The organism is Bartonella sp. TT119HLJHH (genome assembly GCF_042193385.1).
Classification (GTDB): domain Bacteria; phylum Pseudomonadota; class Alphaproteobacteria; order Rhizobiales; family Rhizobiaceae; genus Bartonella.
The window spans coordinates 1-22,572 of sequence record NZ_JBHILS010000007.1 but is presented as its reverse complement, the minus strand read 5'-3'; the positions used below and the strand labels follow the sequence as shown (position 1 = coordinate 22,572).

The following is a 22,572-nucleotide window of genomic DNA, read 5'->3' as shown; positions in this document are numbered from 1 at the left end:
TTAAGAAACATTTATCATATTCAAACAAATGCTTGTTTAACTTGTTTAGAGAGAGATAAAGAAGAATGCTATGATGCAAGATAATTTTTTTCCACTTTTCCCTCATCAACATCTTTTAGCTATTAAAGATCTAAGTGTACAAGACCTTAATACATTGCTTGATCGTGCAGAAGCAAATGTTATCCTTTCTAACAAAATTGATAAAATAAAATCTACTTTGCATGGACGGACTCAAATTAATCTCTTTTTTGAAGCCTCTACGCGAACACAATCTTCTTTTGAATTAGCGGGTAAAAGGCTAGGTGCACACGTGATGAGTCTTGCGATTGGCAACTCATCTGTAAAAAAAGGAGAAACATTACTTGATACAGCTATAACTCTCAATGCGATGAAGCCAGATATACTGGTTTTTCGCCATAACAGTGCGGGAGCAGCGGCTTTATTAGCACAAAAAGTTGATTGTTGTGTTATTAATGCAGGTGATGGTGCTCATGAACATCCAACCCAAGCTTTATTAGATGCTCTAACCATTAAAAGGGCAAAAGGTCGTATTGAAGGATTAACTGTTGCGATTTGCGGAGATATCTTACACTCACGTGTTGCCCGTTCCAATATCCTGTGTCTCAATGCTTTGGGTGCTCGTGTTCGTGCTGTTGCTCCCTCAACACTCTTACCCGCAGAAATCGCTCATATGAGTGTTGAGGTTTTTAACACGATGAAAGAGGGTCTTAAAAATGCTGACGTTATCATGATGTTGCGCTTACAGCATGAACGGATGACAGGCTCTTTTATTCCTTCTACGCGTGAATATTTCCATTATTTTGGCTTACATAAAGAAAATTTAGCCTATGCCAAAAATGATTCTATTATTCTGCACCCTGGACCAATAAACCGTGGTGTAGAGATTGCATCCGATATAGCAGATGGACCACAAAGTATGATTCAGACACAAGTAGAAATGGGAATTGCAGTGCGTATGGCTGTCATGGAGGCTTTATTAGATTCACGCGCAAAGATCAGTGGAGAAAAAAAATGATAAAACCAATTGTTTTTCAGAATGCTCGTATTATTGATCCTTCGCGCGCAATCGATGAAATTGGTACAGTTATTGTTAAAAATGGACGAATTATAGCCGCTGGAAAAGAAGCTCTGAATCAGGGAGCTCCTGAAGAAGCAGAAATTATTAACGCACAAAACAAAGCAATTCTCCCTGGTCTTGTTGATGCACGCGTTTTTGTTGGAGAATTAGGGAATGAACATTGTGAAACAATTGCATCAGAAAGTTACGCGGCCGCAGCAGGTGGTATTACTTCCTTTCTTATGATGCCAAACACGCATCCAGTTATTGATAATGTAGCACTCGTTAAATTTATTAAGCATACAGCACAGGAAATATCATCGGTCAATATTTATCCCGTTGCTTCAATCACACAAGGTTTTAACGGACAAGAAATAACCGAATTTGGTTTGCTCAAAGATGCAGGAGCCGTTGCCTTTAGTGAAGGAAAAAAAACACTTCAAAATTCATCTGTTATGCGGCGTGCAATGACTTATGCACGTGATTTTGATGTTCCATTGATACATGAAACGCAAGATAAAGATCTTACAGGGCAAGGTGTGATGAATGAAGGACTGCTTTCCAGTTGGCTTGGTCTTTCTGGCATCCCTCGCGAAGCAGAAGTTATCCCACTTGAAAGGGATCTGCGATTAGCAGTATTAACGCAAACACGTTATCACGCCGCTCAAATATCAACAGCACTCTCTGTTGATGCACTCCGTTTAGGTAAAAAACGCAGTGAGAAGATTTCAGCGGGTGTATCTATTAATCATTTATCTTTCAATGAAAATGACATTGGACAATATCGTACCTCTTTTCGCTTAATGCCCCCATTGCGTACAGAAGAAGACCGTATAGCAATGATTGAAGCAATAAAGGATGGGACTATAGATGTTATTGTCTCTTCTCATGATCCTCAGAGTATCGACAAAAAACATTTACCATTTAATGACGCGGCAGTTGGCGCTATTGGTATGGAGACCTTATTGAGCGCAGCTTTACGCCTTTATCATGATGAGAGCCTATCTCTTCTACGGATAACGGAACTTTTGTCAACGGCACCTGCAAAGCTCTTTGGACTCAATGCAGGAACACTCAAAAAAGGTGCTCATGCAGACCTTATTGTGGTTGATCTTGAAGAACCATGGGTTGTTTCGAAAGAGAAGCTCTATTCACGTTCAAAAAATACCCCTTTTGAGAATGCACGTTTTCAAGGACGCGTGCTCCAGACTTTTGTGAAAGGGAAAAACGTTTTTAAACTTGATCAACAAACTTAATGAGATTCTTAATGAATAAAGCAGAAATATTTTTTCAGTCCACTCCATGGTTTATTTTCCTCATATCTTATCTCATTGGCTCAATCCCATTTGGTCTTCTTTTTACGAGATTAGCCAAACTCGGAGATGTAAGAACTATCGGTTCCGGCAATATTGGAGCGACAAATGTTTTACGAACAGGAAATAAAAAAGTTGCTGCTCTGACACTTCTTTGTGATATATTGAAAGGGGCTGTTGTTATTTTCGTTATAAAGTTTTTTAGTGATCCGCTAGACAATAGTATCCTTGTTTCTCTAGCAGGTTTTTTTGCTTTCTTAGGACATCTTTTTCCCGTATGGCTTAAATTTAAAGGTGGCAAAGGTGTTGCTACCTATCTAGGTGTTTGCTTAGGGACCTACTGGCCCGCAGCAATTATTTTTATTATTGTATGGAGTGCGATTTTTCTCCTCACACGCTATTCTTCATTATCCGCACTCGTTGCTGTTACGATCACGCCGATATTTGTTTTTTATTTTTCCGATTCTTATTTCTGTTGTATGCTGATTGCGATGAGCATATTTGTATTCATAAAACATTATACAAATATCGGTAGATTATTAATTGGGGAAGAAAGTAAGATTGGTACGCAAAGCGGAGATAAATAAAGGAATCCTACTTACTGATCATCAACGTCTAAGCTGGTTACGGTTATTGCGCAGTGAAAATATTGGAGCTGTTAGTTTTCGCAATCTCATTGATCATTATAAAACAGCAGAAAATGCTCTGGCAGCACTGCCAGAGCTTAGTAGAAAAGGTGGTGGTTCTGCATCTATTAAAATAGCAAGCTTAGAAGATGCAGAAAAAGAAATACAAAAAGCTAAAAAATTAGGTGCTCGATTTATCGGTATGGGAGAACCAGATTATCCAGCTTTTCTTAAGGTTACAGAAGCCCCTCCGCCGCTTATTGCTATCAAAGGTAATGTTTCAATTTTTCAAAAAACTTCTATTGGAATTATAGGTTCTCGAAATGCTTCAGCTGCTGGAAAAAAGCTTACGGCTCAATTTGCACGTTTTCTTGGAGAAGCAGACTTTGTAACAATTTCTGGGCTCGCTCGTGGAATTGATAGCGTTGCGCATCAAGCAAGTTTAAAAACAGGAACTGTTGCAGTCATGGCTGGAGGAATTGATCATATCTACCCTCCTGAAAATAAAAAGTTGCATGAAGATATTATCGCCAACGGTGGAGCCATCATCAGCGAAATGCCCATTTCTTGGAAGCCGCGTGCTATCGATTTTCCAAGAAGAAACCGTATTATTGCAGCTCTATCACTTGGTCTCTTGGTTGTAGAGGCCGCCCTGCGCTCAGGGTCCTTAATTACCGCACGTCAAGCAGCTGAAATGGGACGGTTAATTTTTGCCATTCCCGGTTCTCCACTTGATCCAAGATCTGTTGGTACAAACAATCTTATCAAAGACGGTGCTCTACTCACCACACATCCTTCTGACATTATAGAAACACTTACGCCACTAATTTCACCGATTCCCAATTCCCAACTCAATTTTTTTGAGGAACCATCCTCTTTACAACTTGAAAAGGAGAATTTTAACTTAGCAGATGAAAAAAACAGCAGCCTCTCTTTAGCAGATGATGATGCAGCACGTGCAGCAGTTCTCTCCGCTCTTTCAACAACGCCAATCGACTTAGACACACTCAGTATCCACTCAGGTGTTTCACTCCCAACTCTCTACCTTTTGTTGGTAGAACTCGAGCTTGCTGGAAAGCTTATTCGACACTCTGGTGGTTGTGTGTCATTGTCGAATCTTGATCTTCCCCAAGAGCCTCAGCACTATTAATAATGCTTTGCCCTTCTTTGGCAACCATATCCAAAAGCAATGCTAAAAGCGGACTATGCGCTTGACGCGCCATCTGATTCATTTGCTTTGACATGTCTGTAATATATTGGATAACTTTTAAATGATTTATAAACATAATCCTCTATCCTTGAGCATTTCCCCTCCTACCTCTCAATAGACGTTATCTTAGTATTTCGCCGTATGTTTTTGTAATAACAGTGGAAAATAAATCGTGTAATTCTATATAGGGTGTACTCTAATAATGACAATCATAAGTTGTACAATATTCATGTTTTTTATATGGCTAATATTTTTTTATGTGCTCTTAAGCAATTGGCATTAGCTATTCGCGTAAAAGGCGTTTATAAAAAAATTTTTATTTCAATATTTGGGTAAAATTATGAATATCGTTATCGTTGAATCTCCAGCAAAAGCAAAAACAATTAATAAATATCTTGGATCTCAATACAAAGTTGTCGCATCATTTGGACATGTTCGTGATTTGCCTGCAAAAGATGGTTCTGTTTTACCGGATCAAGATTTTTCTATGAAATGGGATATAGATTCTGCTGCCGCTAAACGTTTAAATGAAATAGCAAAAGCCGTTAAAGAAGCTGATAGCCTTATATTAGCAACAGACCCTGATCGTGAAGGGGAAGCTATTTCATGGCATATTCTGGATGTTCTCCGTCAAAAAAAAGTTTTAAAAGATAAACCTATTAAAAGAGTTGTCTTCAATGCCATCACCAAAAAGTCTGTGCTTGATGCTATGAATAATCCACGTGATATTGATACATCCCTTGTCGATGCTTATCTTGCACGTCGTGCTCTCGATTATCTCGTTGGTTTTACACTTTCACCTGTTTTATGGCGTAAACTCCCTGGTGCACGTTCGGCTGGTCGCGTTCAATCGGTTGCTTTGCGTATTATTTGTGACCGGGAATCAGAAATAGAACATTTTATCAAAGAAGATTATTGGTCTATTACAACACAGTTAAAAACCATCCGAAATGATAGTTTCCAAGCAAGATTGACGATGTTTAATCAAAGGAAGATTGGCAAGCTTGATATTCAATCTCAAGAACAAGCAGATCAAATTCGCTTTATGTTGGAGAAAGCGCAATATCATACACTCAGTGTTGAAGCAAAACCTACAAAAAGAAATCCTTTTCCTCCATTTACAACCTCTACACTACAACAAGCAGCTTCTTCAAAACTAGGTTTTTCAGCTTCTCGCACTATGCAAATTGCCCAAAAGCTTTATGAAGGCATTGAAATTAATGGTGAAACGGCAGGGCTTATTACTTATATGCGTACCGATGGTGTGCAGATAGCACCTGAGGCTATTGATTCAGCAAGAAAAGTTATTCATGAAACTTTCGGAAAAGACTATATTCCTGAAAAGCCACGTTTTTATTCAACAAAGGCAAAAAATGCACAGGAAGCACATGAAGCGATCCGCCCAACAGATTTTCAACGCAATCCTAGTCAAGTCCGTAATTTTCTCGATAGCGATCAAGCAAAGCTCTATGAGCTGATATGGAAGCGTGCCATTGCCAGCCAAATGCGCTCTGCTGAAATTGAACGTACAACTGTTGAAATTGAAGCACAGCAAGGAGAAGAGCGTGCAAATCTACGGGCAACAGGATCTGTTGTTCGTTTTGATGGCTTTATTTCCGTCTACACGGATCAACGAGACGAAGAAAATAATGAAGAAAATGAAACAACACGTTTACCACAAATAAATACTGGTGAAGCACTTACAAAAGAAAAAGTTGAATCTGTACAACATACCACAGAGCCCCCTTCTCGTTATTCTGAAGCTTCATTAATTAAAAAGCTTGAGGAGTTAGGAATTGGTCGTCCTTCAACTTATGCCTCCACATTAGCGACATTATGTGACCGTGGATATATTGTCATTGATAAACGGAAACTTATTCCTGATGCTAAAGGACGTATTGTTACGGCCTTTCTTGAAAATTTCTTTAATCGCTATGTAGAATATGGTTTCACAGCAGATCTTGAAGAAAAGCTGGATCTTATCTCTGACGGCAAACTTTCTTGGAAAGACGTCTTAAGAGATTTTTGGGATGGATTTAATGCATCTATTAGCAATATCCAAGAACTCCGTATAACCAATGTCCTTGATGTTTTAAATGTAACATTAGCACCTCTCGCCTTTCCTGAACGCGAAGATGGAAGTGATGTGCGTTCATGTCCTCTTTGTAAAAATGGTCAATTATCATTAAAACTCAGCCGTTATGGCGCTTTTGTTGGCTGTTCTAATTATCCCGAATGTAAATACACACACCAACTTGGTACAGATACTGGAAAAGAAAATGAATTTGTGCGCAATGATGAACCTGTTATACTTGGTGTTGACCCTGTAACAGGAAAAGACATCTCTCTTCGCAATGGCCGGTTTGGTCCCTATATTCAACTTGGTGAAAGCAAAGAAGTTAAGCGTGCAGGACTACCAAAAGAATGGCAGGCAGAAAATGTAACTTTTGATAAAGCCTTGGCTTTACTATCTCTTCCCCGTGAAATTGGCATTCATCCTGAAACTGGAAAAACAATCACGGCTACAATTGGACGATATGGTCCCTATCTTAGTCATAACGGAAAATCTGCGCGCCTTCTTCATGCAGATGAAGTTTTTGATATTGGTATCAATCGCGCTGTTACAGTATTGGCAGAACAACAAGAAAACAAAACCAAGCAAAGCAGAACAACACCTGAAGCATTGGCAACATTAGGAGAGCATCCGGAAGGAGGAACCATTACCGTGCGCAACGGGCGTTATGGTCCCTATGTCAATTGGGGTAAAATTAATGCAACATTGCCAAAAGATAAAGATCCCATTAGTGTAACATTTCCAGAGGCACTAGAACTTATATCGGCTAAAGCATCGAGTAAAAAAACAACTTCAAAAAGAGCTTCTTCTAAAACAAAAGCAAAAATAAAAGAGACATAAATTTTGGCTAAAGGTGAAAAAAACATAAAATCTCTCTCTTCATTCAAGGGAAAAAATTTTCCCAATAAGGAAGAAATCCTTTCCTTTATAAATGAGAATCCTAACCACTCAAGTAAACGAGAAATCGCCAAAGCCTTTAACTTAAAAGGCGATTCTCGGGTTTGGCTGAGAGATATATTACGTGAGTTAAAAGATCAAAATCTTATATCTAAACACCGCAAAAGAGCAATAAACAAAGGAAAATTACCCCCTGTTGCTTTAGTCAAAATTAGCGGACGTGATAAAGATGGAAGTTTTATTGCACAACCTCTTGAATGGGAAGATTCTCCAAAGCCCAATATTGAAATACACTCTTTTCATCACATAAAAGGAAGTAGCATTGGTGTTGGAGATCATATTCTTGTAAAAGTTTTTCGAAATAAAAATTCTGAAAGCTCAAGCCCCCCTTATACGGGACGAATTATTCGTAAAATTGATGTATCTCCCAAAAGCGCATTTGCTGTTGTACAAAAATTTGAAAATAATCAATGGCGCCTTGATCCTATAGACCGCAAAACCAATGAGCTCATTGTTGAAATGTCTCCAGAAATGAAGATTCAAATTGGTGATCTCGTTGAAGTCGAAATTAAAAAAAATACTGGTTACGGATTAAAGAGCGCAAAAATAAAGAATGTTTTAGGGCATATTAAGAGTGAGAAAACACTCTCAATGATAGCGCTTCTTTCGAAAGGAATTCCTTATATTTTTCCTGAAAATGTTCTTGAGCAAGTTAAACATATCAAAGCTGCCAATATGGATAATCGTGAAGATTGGCGACAATTACCATTTATTACAATTGATCCACCAGATGCAAAAGACCATGATGATGCAGTTTATGCAACCAAGGATAAAGACCCAGCAAATAATGATGGTTGGATTATTATTGTGGCCATTGCAGATGTTTCTTACTATATCAAAACAGGAAGCGCTTTAGATAAAGAAGCATTGAAACGTGGAAATTCTGTTTATTTTCCCGATACCGTTGTGCCAATGTTGCCTGAACGCCTTTCTCATGATTTGTGCTCTCTGCGTGAAGGAAAAGAACGACCGGCTTTAGCCGTTCGTATGGTTTTTGATGCAAACGGTAATAAACGAAAACATAGTTTTCATCGTATTATGATGCGGGTGAGAGCCAAACTCTCTTATCAAGAAATGCAATTAGCAAAAAAAGAACATCTCAATGAAAAAAGTGCGCTCCTGCTTGAGAATATCTTACACCCCTTATGGGAAGCCTATGCATGCCTTAAAGCTGCGCGAAATCGTCGCCAACCACTAGAATTAGAAATAACAGAAAAAAAGATTATTCTTGATCAAAATGGATGCATAAAAGATGTTGTGAGTGAAGAACATCTAGAAGCACATCGTTTAATTGAAGAGTTTATGATACAAGCCAATATTGCAGCTTCTGAAACATTAAAAGAACATCATCAACCTTTCATCTATCGTATTCATGATAAACCCTCTCTTGCCAAACAAGAAATATTACGGAATTTTCTTCAAAGTTTAGGGATATCACTCGCCCGAAGTGCAGAACTGACATCAGCACGTCTGAATAGAATTTTAGAAAAGGTTGCTCATACTCAACAACAAGAACTCGTCAATCAAGTTATTTTGCGTTCACAATCTCAAGCAGAATACAATCCTAAAAATAGCGGCCATTTTGGTTTAAATCTGCAGAATTATACACATTTTACATCACCAATCCGTCGTTATGCTGATCTTATTATTCATCGAGCACTCATTAAAGCTCTCAAATTAGGAAATGATCAATTAACAGATACACAAGAACAAAATCTTGCAGAAATTGCTACGCAAATTTCTTTATACGAGCGCCGTGCAATGATGGCTGAAAGAGAAACGATTGATCGACTTGTTGCTCACTATTTAACAAATAAAATTGGACGTATTTTTACAGGTCGCATCTCCGGAGTTACAAAAGCAGGCCTTTTTATCTCACTTGATAAACTCAATACAGATGGTTTTGTCCATATTTCTACGCTTAAAAATGATTATTATCATTTTGATGAAGCACAACATGTTCTTGTAGGACAGCGTAGCCATAAAGGCTATCAGCTCAGTGATGTTGTAGAAGTAAAACTTATAACGGTACAACCTTTTGCTGGTGCTTTATGCTTTGAGCTCTTAACAAAACCTCGTCCAATAAAATTTTCACCGACATCCTACCATAAAAACAAATTAAAAAAACAAAAGCATCCTTTTTATGGAAGAAGAAAATATTAATAAAAAATAAAATTCTTGTTTTACTATTAAACAGAATATAAACAATAATATAATAATACCTTTAAGATAATAAAATACCTATAATAGGTAGTGTTTATATTATTTTATGTATATAATTTTCTTTCTTTATTATATAATAATACATATGTTTTATTTTATATCTATAGTAATTGTATAAAAATATTGCAGAGTTTTTATACTCAAGAGGTAAGAAAATCTGCAAAAGGAAGCTTGGGCTTTTTTCATTTCAGCACACCTTTTTATTATTCGAATAAACAAAAGTATCTTAAGTCATTCTCATGAAAAAAAGCTTTTGACTCTCAAAATAATTCTTTGCGTGCCATTATTGCAGCTATTGCAACCATTGGCACTGTTGGAACAGCATTGGGAATGGGAACACAACTTGTCTCTTTTCTTATGGCAGAAAAAGGACTTTCCAACAGTACGATCGGCTATAGTGGAACAGTTGGTGGAATAGCCATAATTATTGCAGCTATTTTTACGTCTCGAATTGCCTTATGCTTAGGCATCGCTCAAACAATATTACTTATGATGGCGATAGGATCTTTAAGTTTTTTAGGATTCTATTTTTTTGATTCCATATGGGTTTGGTTTATTTTAAAGTTTATATTACATTTCAGCATGACAGTTATGTTTATCCTGTCAGAATTTTGGATCAACAGTTATGCTCCCCCCAAAAAACGCGGTTTGATCCTTTCTATTTATGCTATTGTCTTAGGATTAGGGGTTATAATAGGTCTAACGCTGCTAGCAAAAGTGGGAACACAAGGATTTATTCCTTTTGCTGTTGGATATAGCCTTATTATACTTACTACTATCCCAATTCTTGCCGCTTGGAAACTAAGTCCAGAATTTCAAAAAAATCAATATATACCATTTTTTCGTTATCTTTTTCACGTTCCAAGTGCAATGATGGCGGTCCTTGTTTACGGGGCCATTCAAATGGGCGTATTAACTCTTATAATACCCTTTAGTTTATCCATTGGTTATAATGAGAATGAAGCAGCACATTTTATGGCAACCCTTGCACTTGGGAATATTTTCCTCTTAATTCCTATCAGCATTATAAGCGACTACGCCAAAGATCGACGCTACCCACTGATGAGTTGCGCTATTCTAGGTTTATAGGAACTTTTATAGTACCATGGATTCTTCAATATCCATGGGTTTTGATGCTTGATTTGTTTTTTCTAGGTGGTGTATCAGCGAGCCTTTATACAATTGTTCTTGCACATTTAGGAGCCCGTCTCAAGGGGCAAGAACTTGCAGCTGCTAATTCTGCTTTTATTTTTTGTTATGGAATTGGTATGCTCATCGGACCGACCTTTATCGGAAAATCCATGGATATCTTTAAACCCTTCGGTTTTTCAATAGCCATGGCTGTTTTTTTCGGTTTATATGTCATTTTGGTGTTTGTCCAACTTATGAGAAAATTAATCAGCTCTTGACTTTTTCGAGAACATCCGTACTGTTGCTGGAAAATCTGATGACTTCAGAAATAGGTTTTGATAGCAAGATAATATTTTTTCAGTATAAATAAGGTTCTTACATTATGGCTAAAGCAGCAACCATTAAGATCAAGCTTTTATCAACTGCAGATACTGGTTTTTTCTATGTTACAAAGAAAAACAGCCGTACCATGACAGATAAAATGAGCAAGCGTAAATATGATCCAGTTGTAAAAAAGCACGTTGAATTTAAAGAAACAAAAATTAAATAAATGAATTTATCATTGAATTGATAAGTTTTATAGTCCAAGAGAAATGTGGAAGTATTGCCTTCGGGGTTATTGTCTGAGGGGCGTTTTTCTATTTCTTTAAAAGTTTATTTTGAAATTTATATGACCTTAAATTTGTATGTTTTGTCCCGATTTGGATAAGTTGATTTATTGTTTAAGTTGCTTACATATATCCTGCATGAGTATTTGATTGTCGTGGTATTTAACAAAAATTTTGTCGTTAAAACGAGATGGTGTTTCGTGATATGAATAAAAATTTCTTGAAAAGATTATAAGCAATACTAAATAAAATGCGTTATAATAAAAAATAGCAGTTTTTTATTTCATGAAAAATTTTTTTTCTCATTTTAATCTAAGAGGCTTTAATCTAAAAGTTATCGGTTTCAGTATTTTTGTTTCTGCTAGTATTCTTATGATTATGTCAACTTATTTTAAGCAGACTCAATCGTTATCTCAAAAAGAAAAAATTTCTTCTCAAAGCTCTGTGGAAGGAAATGCATTAATCATTGATGGCGATACCATCATGATTTCTTCAATTAAGATTCGACTGGCTGGAATTGATGCTCCTGAACTTCACCAATTTTGTGGAAAAAAGGAGGCACGCTACCCTTGTGGGATTGAAGCAAAAAAATATTTAGAACAACTACTAAAAAATCAAACAGTTACATGTCTCTGGCATAAAACAGATAAATATCGCCGTATCCTTGCAACATGTAAAACAAAACAAGTTGGCAATATTAACGCAACGCTTGTACATAATGGTTGGGCTGTAAGTTATTATGAATACCCCAAAGAAGAGCAAGAAGCTAGAAGGAAAAAGAAAGGAATATGGGCATCAAGTTTTCAACGACCAAAAGAATGGCGCAAAGCGAATCCGCGCACAGAATAAGAAAAATACTCTTTAATTTTATTTACCAATGAAACAATGTAGCCCAATTATCAAACTTGAACAAAAGATCTATTCCTGTCGTGTTTGTATCCAACAACCCCATTATTTTCCTCCTCTTCCTCATGAACCAAATCCCGTTGTTTATTTATCCAATACGGCTTTGATTGCAATTGCAGGACAAGCACCAGGATTGCGTGTTCATGAAACTTCTATCCCTTTTAATGATCGTTCTGGTGAAAGATTGCGTAATTGGCTGGGTGTTACGGAAGAAGAATTTTATAATAAATCTCTCTTTGCTATTGTTCCTATGGGATTTTGTTTTCCAGGTTATGACAAAAATAAAGCTGATTTACCACCAAGACGTGAATGTCGAGAAATATGGCATGAAAAGATATTTCAAGCTATGCCTCAAATAAAGCTTGTTCTTGCTATTGGCCGTTATGCGCAAAAGTGGCACATTACAGAATTAAAACATAAAACCGTTTCTGCAACTGTTGGTGATTGGAGAAATATCCTTTCCATTCCTCAACCTCGAGGCTATAATGTTATGCCTTTGCCTCATCCATCATGGCGAAATACTTCTTGGTTACAGAAAAATCCATGGTTTAATGATGAGCTTATTGTATATTTGCGTTGTTTAGTGCGTAAATTTTTATAAATTAAAAATATTGAGAATAAATTATGGACCGTCTTGACCGAAAAATTTTACATCTTTTGCAAGAAAACGCAACACTTTCTGTCGCTGATATTGCTAAAAAAGTTGGACTTTCGACCACGCCTTGCTGGCGTAGAATTCAAAAACTTGAAGAAGATGGTGTTATTCAGCGTCGCGTTGCCGTTCTTTCTCCAGAAAAAGTAAATGCGCATGTCACTGTTTTTGTTTCTATTCGCACAAATACCCATAGTCATGAATGGTTTAAGCGTTTTTCAAAAATTGTACAAGAATTCCGTGAAGTCATTGAATTTTACCGAATGAGTGGAGATATTGACTATTTATTGCGTGTTGTTGTTCCCAATATTGAAGCTTATGATCTTTTTTATAAAAAATTAATTTCTAAAATTGATATCCGTGATGTCTCATCTTCTTTCGCAATGGAACAGATTAAATATACAACGGAACTTCCGTTGAATTATATCAAATTACATGAAAAGATAAATGAGCAAAACTCTTAAGGCTTTTTTATATCTATCTCATTATCTTTTAGGCGTTCAAACTTTCTTGTTCCAAAACTGCCATTTGTGCATGTGTTAAAACAGCGGCTTTGACGATACCAGCAGCCATAGCTGCTCCTGTCCCTTCACCAAGACGCATTCCAAAATCTAGAAGTGGTTCTTTACCGATTTTTTTTAAGAGTTTACGATGGGCTTTCTCAGAAGAAACATGTCCAACAAGGGTATGATCAAGAGCTTTTGGATGCATTTTATAAAGGATCGCTGCTGCTGCAGTTGCCACAAAACCATCTAAAATGACTGGTATTTTTTCCATTCTTGCTGCTAAAATAGCACCAACCATAGCTGCAATTTCACGGCCTCCTAAGCGACGCATAATTTCAAAAGGATCATTAAAATGCTCCTTATGCAAAGAGACTGCTGTCTTAACCGCTGCTATTTTACGCTGATAAAAATCACCCTCCGATCCCATACCATTTCCTGTCCACTCTTCAACTTCTCCACCAAACAATGCTAAACATAAAGCTGAAGCTATTGTTGTGTTTCCAATCCCCATTTCACCAATACATAAAAGATCTGTTCCGCCAGCAATGGATTCCATTCCAAATGCCATTGTAGCAGCCGCACTTCGCTCATCCATTGCGGCATCTTTCGTAATATTCATTGTTGGATATTCCAATGCTAAATCAAATATCTTTAATCCAAGATCATAAGCTATACAAATTTGGTTGATAGCAGCACCACCAGATGCAAAATTTTGTACCATCCTTTGTGTCATAGATTGTGGAAATGGTGTAACATTCTCTTCTACAATACCATGATTTCCAGAAAAAATAGCGACTAAAGGTCGCGTTACGATAGGTTTTTCTGTACCCTTCCATCCCGCATACCAAACAGCAATATCTCCCAGTTTTCCTAATGCTCCTTGCGCTTTTGTTAAGTTTTTTTGCCTTTTCTTTGCCAAAATCATAGAAAACTCATCAGCAACAGGTAAATTTGTAAGCAAAGCACGAAAATCATCAAATGGGCTAACGGTCATGAGAATACCTTTAAAATCTACAATGTTTAATGAAAATCACGTCATATATACAGGATATGAATAATTTATTGCTTTTTTAAACAGTGCTTTAAAAACGTTAAATATTATGAAAGCAATAATTTTTATATTCTATTTTCTCATCAAATAACGAACATGCAAAATATTATCAATATCTTATTATTATCTTTACACATCACCCCTAACCTATTCTCCTATTAAATAGGAAAAATAAGCGTGTTGTGTAATATATGAATCCTAATGTTCTTTCTATAACAAAAGTTATAAGTTTTTAAAAACTTATAAAATTAAAGTCATCAAAATCATCGTAAAGAAAACAAAGCGCAAAAAATCTCAACTTTAACATAGGTTAATTGTCAGGCTGTTATTAAATGAGAGCATGAAAAGCTTCTTTCAAAATAGATATATCTGCATTTTGTTTTGTTGCATCATTTGATAATATTTGTCGCCATCGACGTGCCCCCTCTCGCCCATGAAATAAACCAATCATGTGACGTGTCACGTGAGAAAGCCGCCCTCCCGATGCAATATGTCGAGCCGCATAATCACACATAACCTCAATAAGATCACTTTCACTCAGATTATTTTGCGCCTCACCATAAAGTTCAAAATCAATATGTTTTAACAAAGTTGGATCATGATAAACTTGGCGACCAACCATAACAGCATCACAGAAAGTCAAATGCTCTTTGATCTCATCAATCAATTTAATTCCACCATTTATCCCAATGAACTTATGAGGGTATTTACGTTTCAATTTATAAACCCTTTCATAATTAAGGGGCGGAATATTACGGTTTTCTTTTGGACTCAATCCTTTTAGCCATGCCTTGCGTGCATGTATCCAGAGCGCATCGCATCCAGCATTCCAAACCTGATTAGCCAAAAGATCTAATGCTAATTCTTCATCTTGTTCGTCCACTCCAATCCGACATTTGATAGTTACGGGTATCGTAACCTCTCGTTTCATCGCTTCCACAGCATTTGCCACAATGTCTGGATGTAACATCAAACAAGCTCCAAATACACCTGCTTGAACACGATTTGATGGGCAACCGACATTGAGATTTATTTCATTATAGCCAAAATCTTCAGCAATCCGTGCAGCTTCTGCCAACTTTTTCGGATCTGCTCCCCCTAATTGTAATGCAACTGGACATTCTTTATGGCTAAAAGCCAACAATTGATCTCGAACACCATGAATGACAGCATCTGCGACCATCATTTCCGTATAAAGAAGAGCTTTTTTCGTTAAAAGACGATAAAAAAACCTACAATGTCGGTCTGTCCAGTCCAACATTGGTGCGACTGCAAATTTTACAGGCGATGGAAGATTGTAAAATATCATGAGGCGACTACTCTCATATCCCCATAGCTCTCTCTTTATACATAGAAAAATACTTACTTTTATTTTACAGAAAGTGTTATTCTTTTATACGATCACGCGTATAATAACAGCCTCTTTCTATCAATTGTTTCCTTCAATTGATAGAAAAGTTTATTACAATCAATCATAATAAAATACAATATCGCACTTCTTATAGAATCATGTTCAGATATATGAACATGAAAGAAGAAGATTTTCACTGTAACATAAAAAACTTATTTACAAGTCCTTCTTAAAATCCCCATTACGCCTCTATCCTTACATGATTTAGCACAGCGTTTAAGACAATAAATGATAAATTAAAACATTATACAATTTTTTATGATAGGCTTAATTTTCTTTAGAATATTCCAACTTATTGTGCAAAAAACACGATAGAAAGTATTTTTATCTCCTCCTTAAGATAAAGGACAAAACTTCTTATTCATATGAATCTAATTATAAAACATTTTCTCTCAATGCGTTCTTTATTAGATTTCACTTCATAGGATAGACAAATTTTACCCTAAATATTCAACCTAATTTTGCCATTGTATGGTTGTTGCAAACAAACAACTAAGATGAGGGTATAGACGAGCATTATTTTTTAACATGTGTGAATGTACCTTATATCAATATCTCTTGGAGAAAAATATTCTACAATATTGCAAATAAAATCTGTAAAATTAAATGATTATAAATGTTGTTCAATCTCTTTTTGGCTCTGCATATAGGAAGAAAGAGTATCAACCTCTTGCTCATTAAAGAGAAGTCCAAGTTTTGAACGACGCCATAACACATCTTCACATGCTTTAGCCCATTCTTTTTCCATCAACCATTTTACTTCTATTTCATAAAGCCCATGTCCAAAATCTTTTCCTCTGTCCGCCTTACCATTTGCAAATATCACTAAGGCTTCTGTGCCGTAGGAGCGTGCAAGTCTGCGGTGTGTAAAGGCATCTAAATCTGGCATTAAAAAAGCAATTTTATTTTCAATTACATCTAATTTATTATAGTGAAAATCCCCCCCTGGAAGGGGTGCATTAGCTGTCCATGACGCTCCCTTTTTACCAAGTGCTTTTTCAACAAATTTCATCGCATCTTCAGCCAACTTACGATAAGTTGTAATCTTTCCACCATAAAGATTAAGAATCTTTGGTGCACTTCCTGTTCCCATTTCTCTTAAAACATAATCGCGCGTAATTTCTTGTGCTTTTGAAGCTCCATCATCATAGAGTGGACGAACTCCAGAGTAAGACCAGACAATCGTTTCAGGTAATACTGGTTGTATGAAATATTCACTGGCTGCTGCGCAGATATAGTTTATTTCTGTATCAGTAATATGAGCATCAGCTGGATCTCCCTGATAGTTACAATCTGTTGTTCCAAGCAAGGTAAACTCTTCTTCATACGGAATAGCAAATATAATACGCCCATCACCATTTTGAAAAATATAAGCACGATCATGCGTATAAAGCTTGGGAACCAAAATATGAGAACCTCTAACAAGGCGTATTGGTGTGTGTTCTTTACAATCTAATACGCTTGACAAAACACGATCAATCCAAGGACCTGTCATATTCGCGACATAAGAAGCTGTGACATTATATTTTTTACCGTTTAATTTGTCTTGAAGAAAGACACGCCATTTTTTGTCTTCTCTTTTTAAAGAGAGAACTTTTGTCCGTACTTTTATATCCGCTCCCCACTTTTCTGCATCACGAGCATTGGCAATGACTAAACGCGCATCATCTACTCTTGCATCAGAATATTCAAAACCTCTCTGATATTCTTTTTTCAGTGTAGCGCAAAACTTTTTTGAAAAATTAATCGTTTTACTGCGCCACAATTTCTGATTCCAGCTCCCTAAATAATCATAAATAAAAAGTCCAAAACGCAACATCCAAGCAGGGCGCAATTCTTTATGATAAGGAAGAAGAAAACGCAAAGGGCGTACAATATGTGGCGCTATGCGTAAAATGATCTCGCGTTCTTTGAGTGCCTCACGAACAAGTTTGAACTCATAATGTTCAAGATAACGAAGACCACCATGAATAAGTTTTGTTGATGCACTTGAAGTCCCTGATGCAAGATCTTTCATTTCAGCTAATCCCACTTTAAAACCGCGTCCAGCTGCATCTCTTGCCAATCCACACCCGTTTATCCCTCCCCCAATGATAAACAGCTCATAATGCATTGTGGTTTTCATAATTTCACTTTTCATTATTCAATTTTGTTTCACTGTCCTCAATAAAGCAACAATAAAAAACAATACAAGTGTTCTTCGTTGTATTATCAACGTACTTTTTCCTAAAATAAACACGCACAAAAAGCTTTTGATACCCTTATACATCAAAAAAACATTTGACAAATTAAAGAGATGATTTTTTATCCTCTAGGCAACATAATCTTTGCAAATGTACATCATATGAAAGCTTTTTAGAGAAAAATTAATGTTTTTTCTCATTTGAGAATACACACTATAGCTAAATGCTTTATTGCACATAGAGAACGCTTTTCATATAGTTCACTCAATGACACAATAGAAAATGTAAAGGTATACAGATGACTCATCAACCTCAAAACTCGAAAATAACAGTTATTTCAAAAATTTTAGTCCCAGTTATGTTGAGTATTTTAACCTTTTCACCTTCTTTATCAAACGCAACATCACAGCAAAAAGTAACCAATCATTTAAGCTTAGAAAAACTTAAAGCACAACTTTTAGAAGATTCTAGCTTTTTATCTAAGCTTAAAGAAACAATGGCTCCGCATACTGATTCTCAGCATATTCAACAAATTGTCAGAGAGTATCTTCTTACTCATCCAGAAATTTTGATTGAAATGCAGCTTATCCTTCAAGATAAGCTGGGAAGACAGAATGAAGATGAAAGTCAAAGCTCAATTATTCATTTATTAGAAAAGGAAATTTTTCATTCTCCTCATGACGCTGTTTTGGGGAATCCAAATGGTAAAAAAGCACTTGTTGAGTTTTTTGATTACAATTGTAAGTTTTGTAAAAGTTCCTATTTATATATAGAAGACTTGATAAAAGAATCCCCAGATCTACGGGTTATTATCAAAGATTTACCAATTTTGGGATCTGATTCTATGGCTACCCATATCGTTGCCTACGCATTTCGAAAACAATTCCCAGAAAAATATCCTCAGTTTCACAAAACACTTTTAATGCATCAAGGGCGCGCAAATGAAGCTAAAGCTATAAAAATAGCTGTTTCATTAGGAGCTGATGAAAAAAAACTCCGTAATGCAATAAAAGATCCTAATCTGCAAAACGCTTTTAAAGAAAATATTCAAATTGCCTCTACACTTCATATTACGGGAACACCTTCTTACATCATTGGTAATAAAATATTCATCGGCGCAGTCAGACAAGATATTTTAAAACAAGCGATAGATAATACACAGTAAATACCTGATCAGTTTTAGGCAGAATACTGTAAATGAGGTAATTTTATGCTTTCTCTTTTTTGACAACAGGCTTATAAGTGCAATTTTGCGTAAAGCGGATACGAGTTCAAAATTGCAAAATATAATGACTTAAAGGAAATAAATATCTTTAAAGCCTCAAAAGATATGATCCCTAATCTAGAAATATTCGATCATAAAATGAGATAATGACGATCTTCATTGATCAAGGAGTTAGAAATAAAATGGCAATAAAAAAAGTGGATTCGGCAAAAACCGCAATTGATACGAAAATTATTCGTGATCTTGCTGAAATTTTGAATGATACAAATTTAACGAACATTGAAGTTGAACAAGGGGAGATTCGTATTTGTATTTCCCGCCAAAATACCTTAACTTCTTCTGAGCAAGCAATCTATGCTCCTGTTTCTACTCCCACTTTTTCTGTAACATCCTCCCCAGTTCCAACAACTGAATCTCCTCTACAACCTATTCAAGAAGATAAATCAAAAAACACTATAACCTCTCCAATGGTTGGAACAGCTTATCTTGCACCTTCACCAGGCGCGCAACCTTTTGTAGAAGTAGGACAAAATGTTTCTGAAGGGGAGACATTACTTATTATTGAAGCCATGAAAACAATGAATCAAATTTCATCACCACGCTCAGGCACGGTAACCACTGTTCTTGTCAAAGATGGCCAACCTGTTGAATTTGGTGAACCACTTATTATTGTTGAATAAAGCGAGGGGCAACCATGATTCGAAAAATCCTCATTGCTAATCGGGGAGAAATTGCTCTTCGCGTTTTACGTGCATGTAAAGAACTTGGCATAAAAACCGTTGCTGTTCACTCTACCGCTGATGCAGATGCAATGCATGTTCGTCTTGCTGACGAAAGTGTTTGTATTGGCCCTCCTCCCGCTCGCGATTCTTATTTGAGTATTCAGCAAATTATTGCTGCTTGTGAAATTACAGGAGCTGATGCTGTTCATCCAGGTTATGGCTTTCTTTCTGAAAATGCAAAATTTACAGATGTTCTAGAAGCCCATGATATTACATTCATCGGTCCAACAGCTACTCATATCCGAATCATGGGCGATAAAATCGAAGCCAAGAAAACCGCCCAAAAACTTGGTATTCCTGTCGTTCCAGGTTCAGATGGAGCAATCACAGAAGAATCAGATGCTTTACGCACTGCTCGAGAAATTGGTTATCCAGTTATTATAAAAGCTTCTGCCGGTGGTGGTGGACGTGGTATGAAAGTCGTTCATTCTGAACAAGAATTTTCTATAGCTCTCAAAACAACGCGTTCAGAAGCGAAAGCTGCTTTTGGTGATGACGCTGTTTACATAGAAAAATATTTAGAAAAACCCCGTCATATTGAAATTCAAGTCATAGGTGATGGTGCGGGCAATGCTATTCATTTAGGAGAACGCGATTGTTCACTTCAACGACGGCATCAAAAAATATGGGAAGAAGCTACGTCACCTGCACTTAATGAAACTGAACGGAAAAAAATTGGAAGTATTGTTGCAAACGCCTGTGCCCAACTTGGATATCGTGGAGCTGGTACTGTTGAATTTCTCTATGAAAATGGCGAATTTTATTTTATTGAAATGAATACGCGTTTACAAGTCGAGCATCCTGTAACTGAAGCAATTACAGGTATAGATTTAGTCCATGAACAAATCCATATTGCATCAGGCTGCAAGCTTTCATTGACACAAGATGATGTCTGTTTTTCTGGTCATGCCATTGAATGCCGTATTAATGCAGAAGATCCTATTAATTTTACGCCATCACCTGGAACCATTACGCATTTTCATACCCCTGGAGGTTTAGGAATTCGTGTTGATTCAGGCGCTTATTCAGGTTACCGTATTCCTCCTTACTATGATAGCATGATTGGAAAGCTGATTGTTCATGGACGTACCCGTTTAGAATGTATGATGCGTTTACGGCGTGCTTTAGATGAATTTGTCGTTGATGGAATAAAAACTACACTACCTCTTTTTCGCGATCTTATTAATAATCAAGATGTTGCTGATGGTAATTATAATATTCACTGGTTAGAAAAATACCTTTCTCATCAATCAAAGTCTTCAGATTCGTAATTCGAGAGCAAAATGGTGTTTTTTTATAAAAGATTCTATAAGATATCAACATAAGGATAGTTCTAATCTTGCTGTAAAAAGTGGTAAAAGAGGAAATAAGTTGGTTATTTTTTATTTGTTATATAGTTTTCACTTAATATGCACAAAATTTTATAATTTTCTGTTTTCCTTTTTGTTAGTTTGTGCTAACTCCTACATGGTTACGCCCTTATAGCTCAGTTGGTAGAGCACCTGATTTGTAATCAGGGGGTCGGGAGTTCGAGTCTCTCTGGGGGCACCATTTTATTTCTTAAACATATTGAAATATATAGTTTTTTTCTTTAAATAGCTATTTTCAGACCACCTTTTAGACCACCTTCTACAGTTTATATAATTTTACCTAATTTGTTCTTATTTGCTCCTTATTTTTCTTTGGAGTGAAGGCTAAGATCTCTTTTTTTCTCCATCTCACTGCTCTCCCTAGCTTATATGGCTCCGGAAACAACCCCTGAAGCACCCAATTGCGAATCGTTGTTGTGGATACACTAAAAAGCTGTGCACACTCACGTGTCGTTACATATCTATCTCCATCATCAAATATCATCTCATTACCTTTCTCTTTTTTATATTAATTAAATGGGCGGGGGTGCTGGGAGGAGAGAGCACCCCCATAGGTTCAAGCAGCTTTTGTCAAAATCTTTTGCATTTCTTGTTCTATTTCCCCTAAAAAGATTTCGACCGCTTTATTAATCTTTTCAATTTGTTCCTCGTCACGGTTGACGCGTTTGATTTTCATTCTCAAACCAGTAGATCTACCTACAAAGTTTGGATTATAGCTCATGAAATGACACCATTTTCGTCCTGTACAAGCCATTTGGAATTGCATCTGTGCGTGATATTCTGGTTTGATTTTGCCATCCATAAAGAAGCGCAAATGCGTGGTCGATTGTGGACATTTAACTTCAACTAAACCGTCATCACCAACAAATCCATCAGGACTTGCTCCTGCCATTTTTATTGTGTGGTGTTGGATAAACCCGCACCTTGTGACGTCTGTGTCATAAATGAATGCATATTCTCTCAAGGCATCATCCTCATGTTCAATGCCCCATTGCATAGCTGGTGTTATATAAGATTGGCTTATTCCTTCTATTAGGCGCTCTGTAATGAGTTTGATTTTGTAGTCTTCATATTTGCTGGTAGGCAAGCCTTTAGCTGTCTTACTGAGTACGCTGTAGACATTAGATGCAGTGACTTTACCCAAGCGCGCTTGAAACCACTCTGCTGTCCTTTGTTCCATTTCACACCGCCGTTTCTTGTTGAGTTGGCGCATATTCGATATCTTGTATAGGTGCATCTAATTGCTCTTGTTGTGCTTTATTCATT

The 22,572-nt window shown here is 36.6% G+C and carries 21 protein-coding genes and 1 tRNA gene; 16 read left to right on the top strand and 6 right to left on the bottom strand.

Annotated elements, in window-relative coordinates; genetic code table 11:
• Positions 1 to 70 precede the first annotated feature (70 nt).
• Genes ACFIJL_RS05110 through dprA form a run of 4 tightly spaced genes read left to right on the top strand, consistent with a single transcriptional unit; the run spans position 71 to position 4,167 of the window.
• Positions 71 to 1,036: an aspartate carbamoyltransferase catalytic subunit gene (locus ACFIJL_RS05110; RefSeq protein WP_375623149.1), complete on the top strand. Its 966-nt coding sequence runs from the start codon at positions 71 to 73 to the stop codon at positions 1,034 to 1,036.
• Positions 1,033 to 2,334 (top strand): dihydroorotase, encoded by a 1,302-nt coding sequence (locus ACFIJL_RS05105; RefSeq protein WP_375623147.1) that lies wholly within the window; start codon positions 1,033 to 1,035, stop codon positions 2,332 to 2,334. The genes ACFIJL_RS05110 and ACFIJL_RS05105 overlap by 4 nt, the downstream gene beginning before the upstream one ends.
• A gap of 11 nt (positions 2,335 to 2,345) precedes the next feature.
• On the top strand, positions 2,346 to 2,978 hold the full coding sequence (plsY, locus tag ACFIJL_RS05100; protein WP_375623145.1) for a glycerol-3-phosphate 1-O-acyltransferase PlsY: 633 nt from the start codon (positions 2,346 to 2,348) through the stop codon (positions 2,976 to 2,978).
• Entirely contained in the window at positions 2,935 to 4,167 is a 1,233-nt protein-coding gene (gene dprA / locus ACFIJL_RS05095; protein WP_375623143.1) for a DNA-processing protein DprA, read from the top strand. The genes plsY and dprA overlap by 44 nt, the downstream gene beginning before the upstream one ends.
• Here the strand turns inward: dprA and ACFIJL_RS05090 are convergent.
• Entirely contained in the window at positions 4,097 to 4,303 is a 207-nt protein-coding gene (locus ACFIJL_RS05090; protein ID WP_005773510.1) for a hypothetical protein, read from the bottom strand. The genes dprA and ACFIJL_RS05090 overlap by 71 nt on opposite strands.
• Before the next feature lie 264 nt (positions 4,304 to 4,567).
• On the opposite strand from ACFIJL_RS05090, the gene topA reads away from it, so the two are divergent.
• The 8 genes from topA (at position 4,568) to ACFIJL_RS05050 (ending at position 13,242) form a co-directional block, all read left to right on the top strand.
• Positions 4,568 to 7,141 (top strand): type I DNA topoisomerase, encoded by a 2,574-nt coding sequence (gene topA / locus ACFIJL_RS05085; RefSeq protein ID WP_375623140.1) that lies wholly within the window; start codon positions 4,568 to 4,570, stop codon positions 7,139 to 7,141.
• 3 nt (positions 7,142 to 7,144) lie between these two features.
• Positions 7,145 to 9,421 (top strand): ribonuclease R, encoded by a 2,277-nt coding sequence (gene rnr / locus ACFIJL_RS05080; protein WP_375623138.1) that lies wholly within the window; start codon positions 7,145 to 7,147, stop codon positions 9,419 to 9,421.
• A gap of 333 nt (positions 9,422 to 9,754) precedes the next feature.
• A complete protein-coding gene (locus ACFIJL_RS05075; RefSeq protein WP_375623136.1) occupies positions 9,755 to 10,570 on the top strand; it encodes an MFS transporter in 816 nt (271 codons plus the stop codon).
• 44 nt (positions 10,571 to 10,614) lie between these two features.
• Complete coding sequence (locus ACFIJL_RS05070) at positions 10,615 to 10,890, top strand: hypothetical protein (protein WP_375623134.1); 276 nt, start codon at positions 10,615 to 10,617, stop codon at positions 10,888 to 10,890.
• Between the two features lie 104 nt (positions 10,891 to 10,994).
• Entirely contained in the window at positions 10,995 to 11,162 is a 168-nt protein-coding gene (gene rpmG, locus ACFIJL_RS05065; RefSeq protein WP_004864083.1) for a 50S ribosomal protein L33, read from the top strand.
• Positions 11,163 to 11,505: 343 nt separating this feature from the next.
• Positions 11,506 to 12,069, top strand: a complete 564-nt coding sequence (locus ACFIJL_RS05060; RefSeq protein WP_375623131.1) for a thermonuclease family protein — start codon at positions 11,506 to 11,508, stop codon at positions 12,067 to 12,069.
• Between the two features lie 28 nt (positions 12,070 to 12,097).
• Positions 12,098 to 12,727, top strand: coding sequence for a uracil-DNA glycosylase family protein (locus tag ACFIJL_RS05055; RefSeq protein ID WP_375623129.1), 630 nt, complete (start codon positions 12,098 to 12,100; stop codon positions 12,725 to 12,727).
• A gap of 23 nt (positions 12,728 to 12,750) precedes the next feature.
• Positions 12,751 to 13,242, top strand: a complete 492-nt coding sequence (locus tag ACFIJL_RS05050) for an Lrp/AsnC family transcriptional regulator (protein ID WP_375623127.1) — start codon at positions 12,751 to 12,753, stop codon at positions 13,240 to 13,242.
• Between the two features lie 28 nt (positions 13,243 to 13,270).
• Here ACFIJL_RS05050 and cobT read toward each other — a convergent pair whose 3' ends face one another.
• From cobT to glpD, 3 genes are all read right to left on the bottom strand, one after another.
• Positions 13,271 to 14,278: a nicotinate-nucleotide--dimethylbenzimidazole phosphoribosyltransferase gene (gene cobT / locus ACFIJL_RS05045; RefSeq protein WP_375623125.1), complete on the bottom strand. Its 1,008-nt coding sequence runs from the start codon at positions 14,276 to 14,278 to the stop codon at positions 13,271 to 13,273.
• 385 nt (positions 14,279 to 14,663) lie between these two features.
• On the bottom strand, positions 14,664 to 15,644 hold the full coding sequence (gene dusA / locus ACFIJL_RS05040) for a tRNA dihydrouridine(20/20a) synthase DusA (RefSeq protein ID WP_375623123.1): 981 nt from the start codon (positions 15,642 to 15,644) through the stop codon (positions 14,664 to 14,666).
• 712 nt (positions 15,645 to 16,356) lie between these two features.
• The gene (gene glpD / locus ACFIJL_RS05035) at positions 16,357 to 17,886 is read right to left on the bottom strand and encodes a glycerol-3-phosphate dehydrogenase (protein ID WP_375623121.1); all 1,530 of its coding nucleotides are present in this window, start codon (positions 17,884 to 17,886) and stop codon (positions 16,357 to 16,359) included.
• Between the two features lie 341 nt (positions 17,887 to 18,227).
• On the opposite strand from glpD, the gene ACFIJL_RS05030 reads away from it, so the two are divergent.
• The 4 genes from ACFIJL_RS05030 (at position 18,228) to ACFIJL_RS05015 (ending at position 21,487) form a co-directional block, all read left to right on the top strand.
• Positions 18,228 to 19,094, top strand: a complete 867-nt coding sequence (locus ACFIJL_RS05030) for a DsbA family protein (protein WP_375623119.1) — start codon at positions 18,228 to 18,230, stop codon at positions 19,092 to 19,094.
• 242 nt (positions 19,095 to 19,336) lie between these two features.
• Positions 19,337 to 19,834 carry an acetyl-CoA carboxylase biotin carboxyl carrier protein gene (accB, locus tag ACFIJL_RS05025; protein WP_375623117.1) on the top strand — a complete coding sequence of 166 codons (498 nt, stop codon included), beginning with the start codon at positions 19,337 to 19,339 and terminating at the stop codon, positions 19,832 to 19,834.
• A gap of 14 nt (positions 19,835 to 19,848) precedes the next feature.
• Positions 19,849 to 21,207: an acetyl-CoA carboxylase biotin carboxylase subunit gene (accC, locus tag ACFIJL_RS05020; protein ID WP_375623115.1), complete on the top strand. Its 1,359-nt coding sequence runs from the start codon at positions 19,849 to 19,851 to the stop codon at positions 21,205 to 21,207.
• Positions 21,208 to 21,411: 204 nt separating this feature from the next.
• Positions 21,412 to 21,487, top strand: a tRNA-Thr gene (locus tag ACFIJL_RS05015).
• Between the two features lie 99 nt (positions 21,488 to 21,586).
• Here the strand turns inward: ACFIJL_RS05015 and ACFIJL_RS05010 are convergent.
• Positions 21,587 to 21,790, bottom strand: a complete 204-nt coding sequence (locus ACFIJL_RS05010) for an AlpA family transcriptional regulator (protein WP_005865986.1) — start codon at positions 21,788 to 21,790, stop codon at positions 21,587 to 21,589.
• Between the two features lie 72 nt (positions 21,791 to 21,862).
• On the bottom strand, positions 21,863 to 22,486 hold the full coding sequence (locus tag ACFIJL_RS05005; RefSeq protein WP_375623112.1) for a lambda exonuclease family protein: 624 nt from the start codon (positions 22,484 to 22,486) through the stop codon (positions 21,863 to 21,865).
• Positions 22,487 to 22,572: the final 86 nt, after the last annotated feature.

Coding starts and splice junctions, on each gene's coding strand:
- ACFIJL_RS05110 (WP_375623149.1), top strand. CDS start 71: ATGATGCAAGATAATTTTTTTCCACTTTTCCCTCATCAACATCTTTTA.
- ACFIJL_RS05105 (WP_375623147.1), top strand. CDS start 1,033: ATGATAAAACCAATTGTTTTTCAGAATGCTCGTATTATTGATCCTTCG.
- plsY (WP_375623145.1), top strand. CDS start 2,346: ATGAATAAAGCAGAAATATTTTTTCAGTCCACTCCATGGTTTATTTTC.
- ACFIJL_RS05090 (WP_005773510.1), bottom strand. CDS start 4,303: ATGTTTATAAATCATTTAAAAGTTATCCAATATATTACAGACATGTCA.
- topA (WP_375623140.1), top strand. CDS start 4,568: ATGAATATCGTTATCGTTGAATCTCCAGCAAAAGCAAAAACAATTAAT.
- ACFIJL_RS05070 (WP_375623134.1), top strand. CDS start 10,615: ATGCTTGATTTGTTTTTTCTAGGTGGTGTATCAGCGAGCCTTTATACA.
- rpmG (WP_004864083.1), top strand. CDS start 10,995: ATGGCTAAAGCAGCAACCATTAAGATCAAGCTTTTATCAACTGCAGAT.
- ACFIJL_RS05060 (WP_375623131.1), top strand. CDS start 11,506: ATGAAAAATTTTTTTTCTCATTTTAATCTAAGAGGCTTTAATCTAAAA.
- ACFIJL_RS05055 (WP_375623129.1), top strand. CDS start 12,098: ATGAAACAATGTAGCCCAATTATCAAACTTGAACAAAAGATCTATTCC.
- ACFIJL_RS05050 (WP_375623127.1), top strand. CDS start 12,751: ATGGACCGTCTTGACCGAAAAATTTTACATCTTTTGCAAGAAAACGCA.
- cobT (WP_375623125.1), bottom strand. CDS start 14,278: ATGACCGTTAGCCCATTTGATGATTTTCGTGCTTTGCTTACAAATTTA.
- dusA (WP_375623123.1), bottom strand. CDS start 15,644: ATGATATTTTACAATCTTCCATCGCCTGTAAAATTTGCAGTCGCACCA.
- glpD (WP_375623121.1), bottom strand. CDS start 17,886: ATGAAAAGTGAAATTATGAAAACCACAATGCATTATGAGCTGTTTATC.
- ACFIJL_RS05030 (WP_375623119.1), top strand. CDS start 18,228: ATGACTCATCAACCTCAAAACTCGAAAATAACAGTTATTTCAAAAATT.
- accB (WP_375623117.1), top strand. CDS start 19,337: ATGGCAATAAAAAAAGTGGATTCGGCAAAAACCGCAATTGATACGAAA.
- accC (WP_375623115.1), top strand. CDS start 19,849: ATGATTCGAAAAATCCTCATTGCTAATCGGGGAGAAATTGCTCTTCGC.
- ACFIJL_RS05010 (WP_005865986.1), bottom strand. CDS start 21,790: ATGATATTTGATGATGGAGATAGATATGTAACGACACGTGAGTGTGCA.
- ACFIJL_RS05005 (WP_375623112.1), bottom strand. CDS start 22,486: ATGGAACAAAGGACAGCAGAGTGGTTTCAAGCGCGCTTGGGTAAAGTC.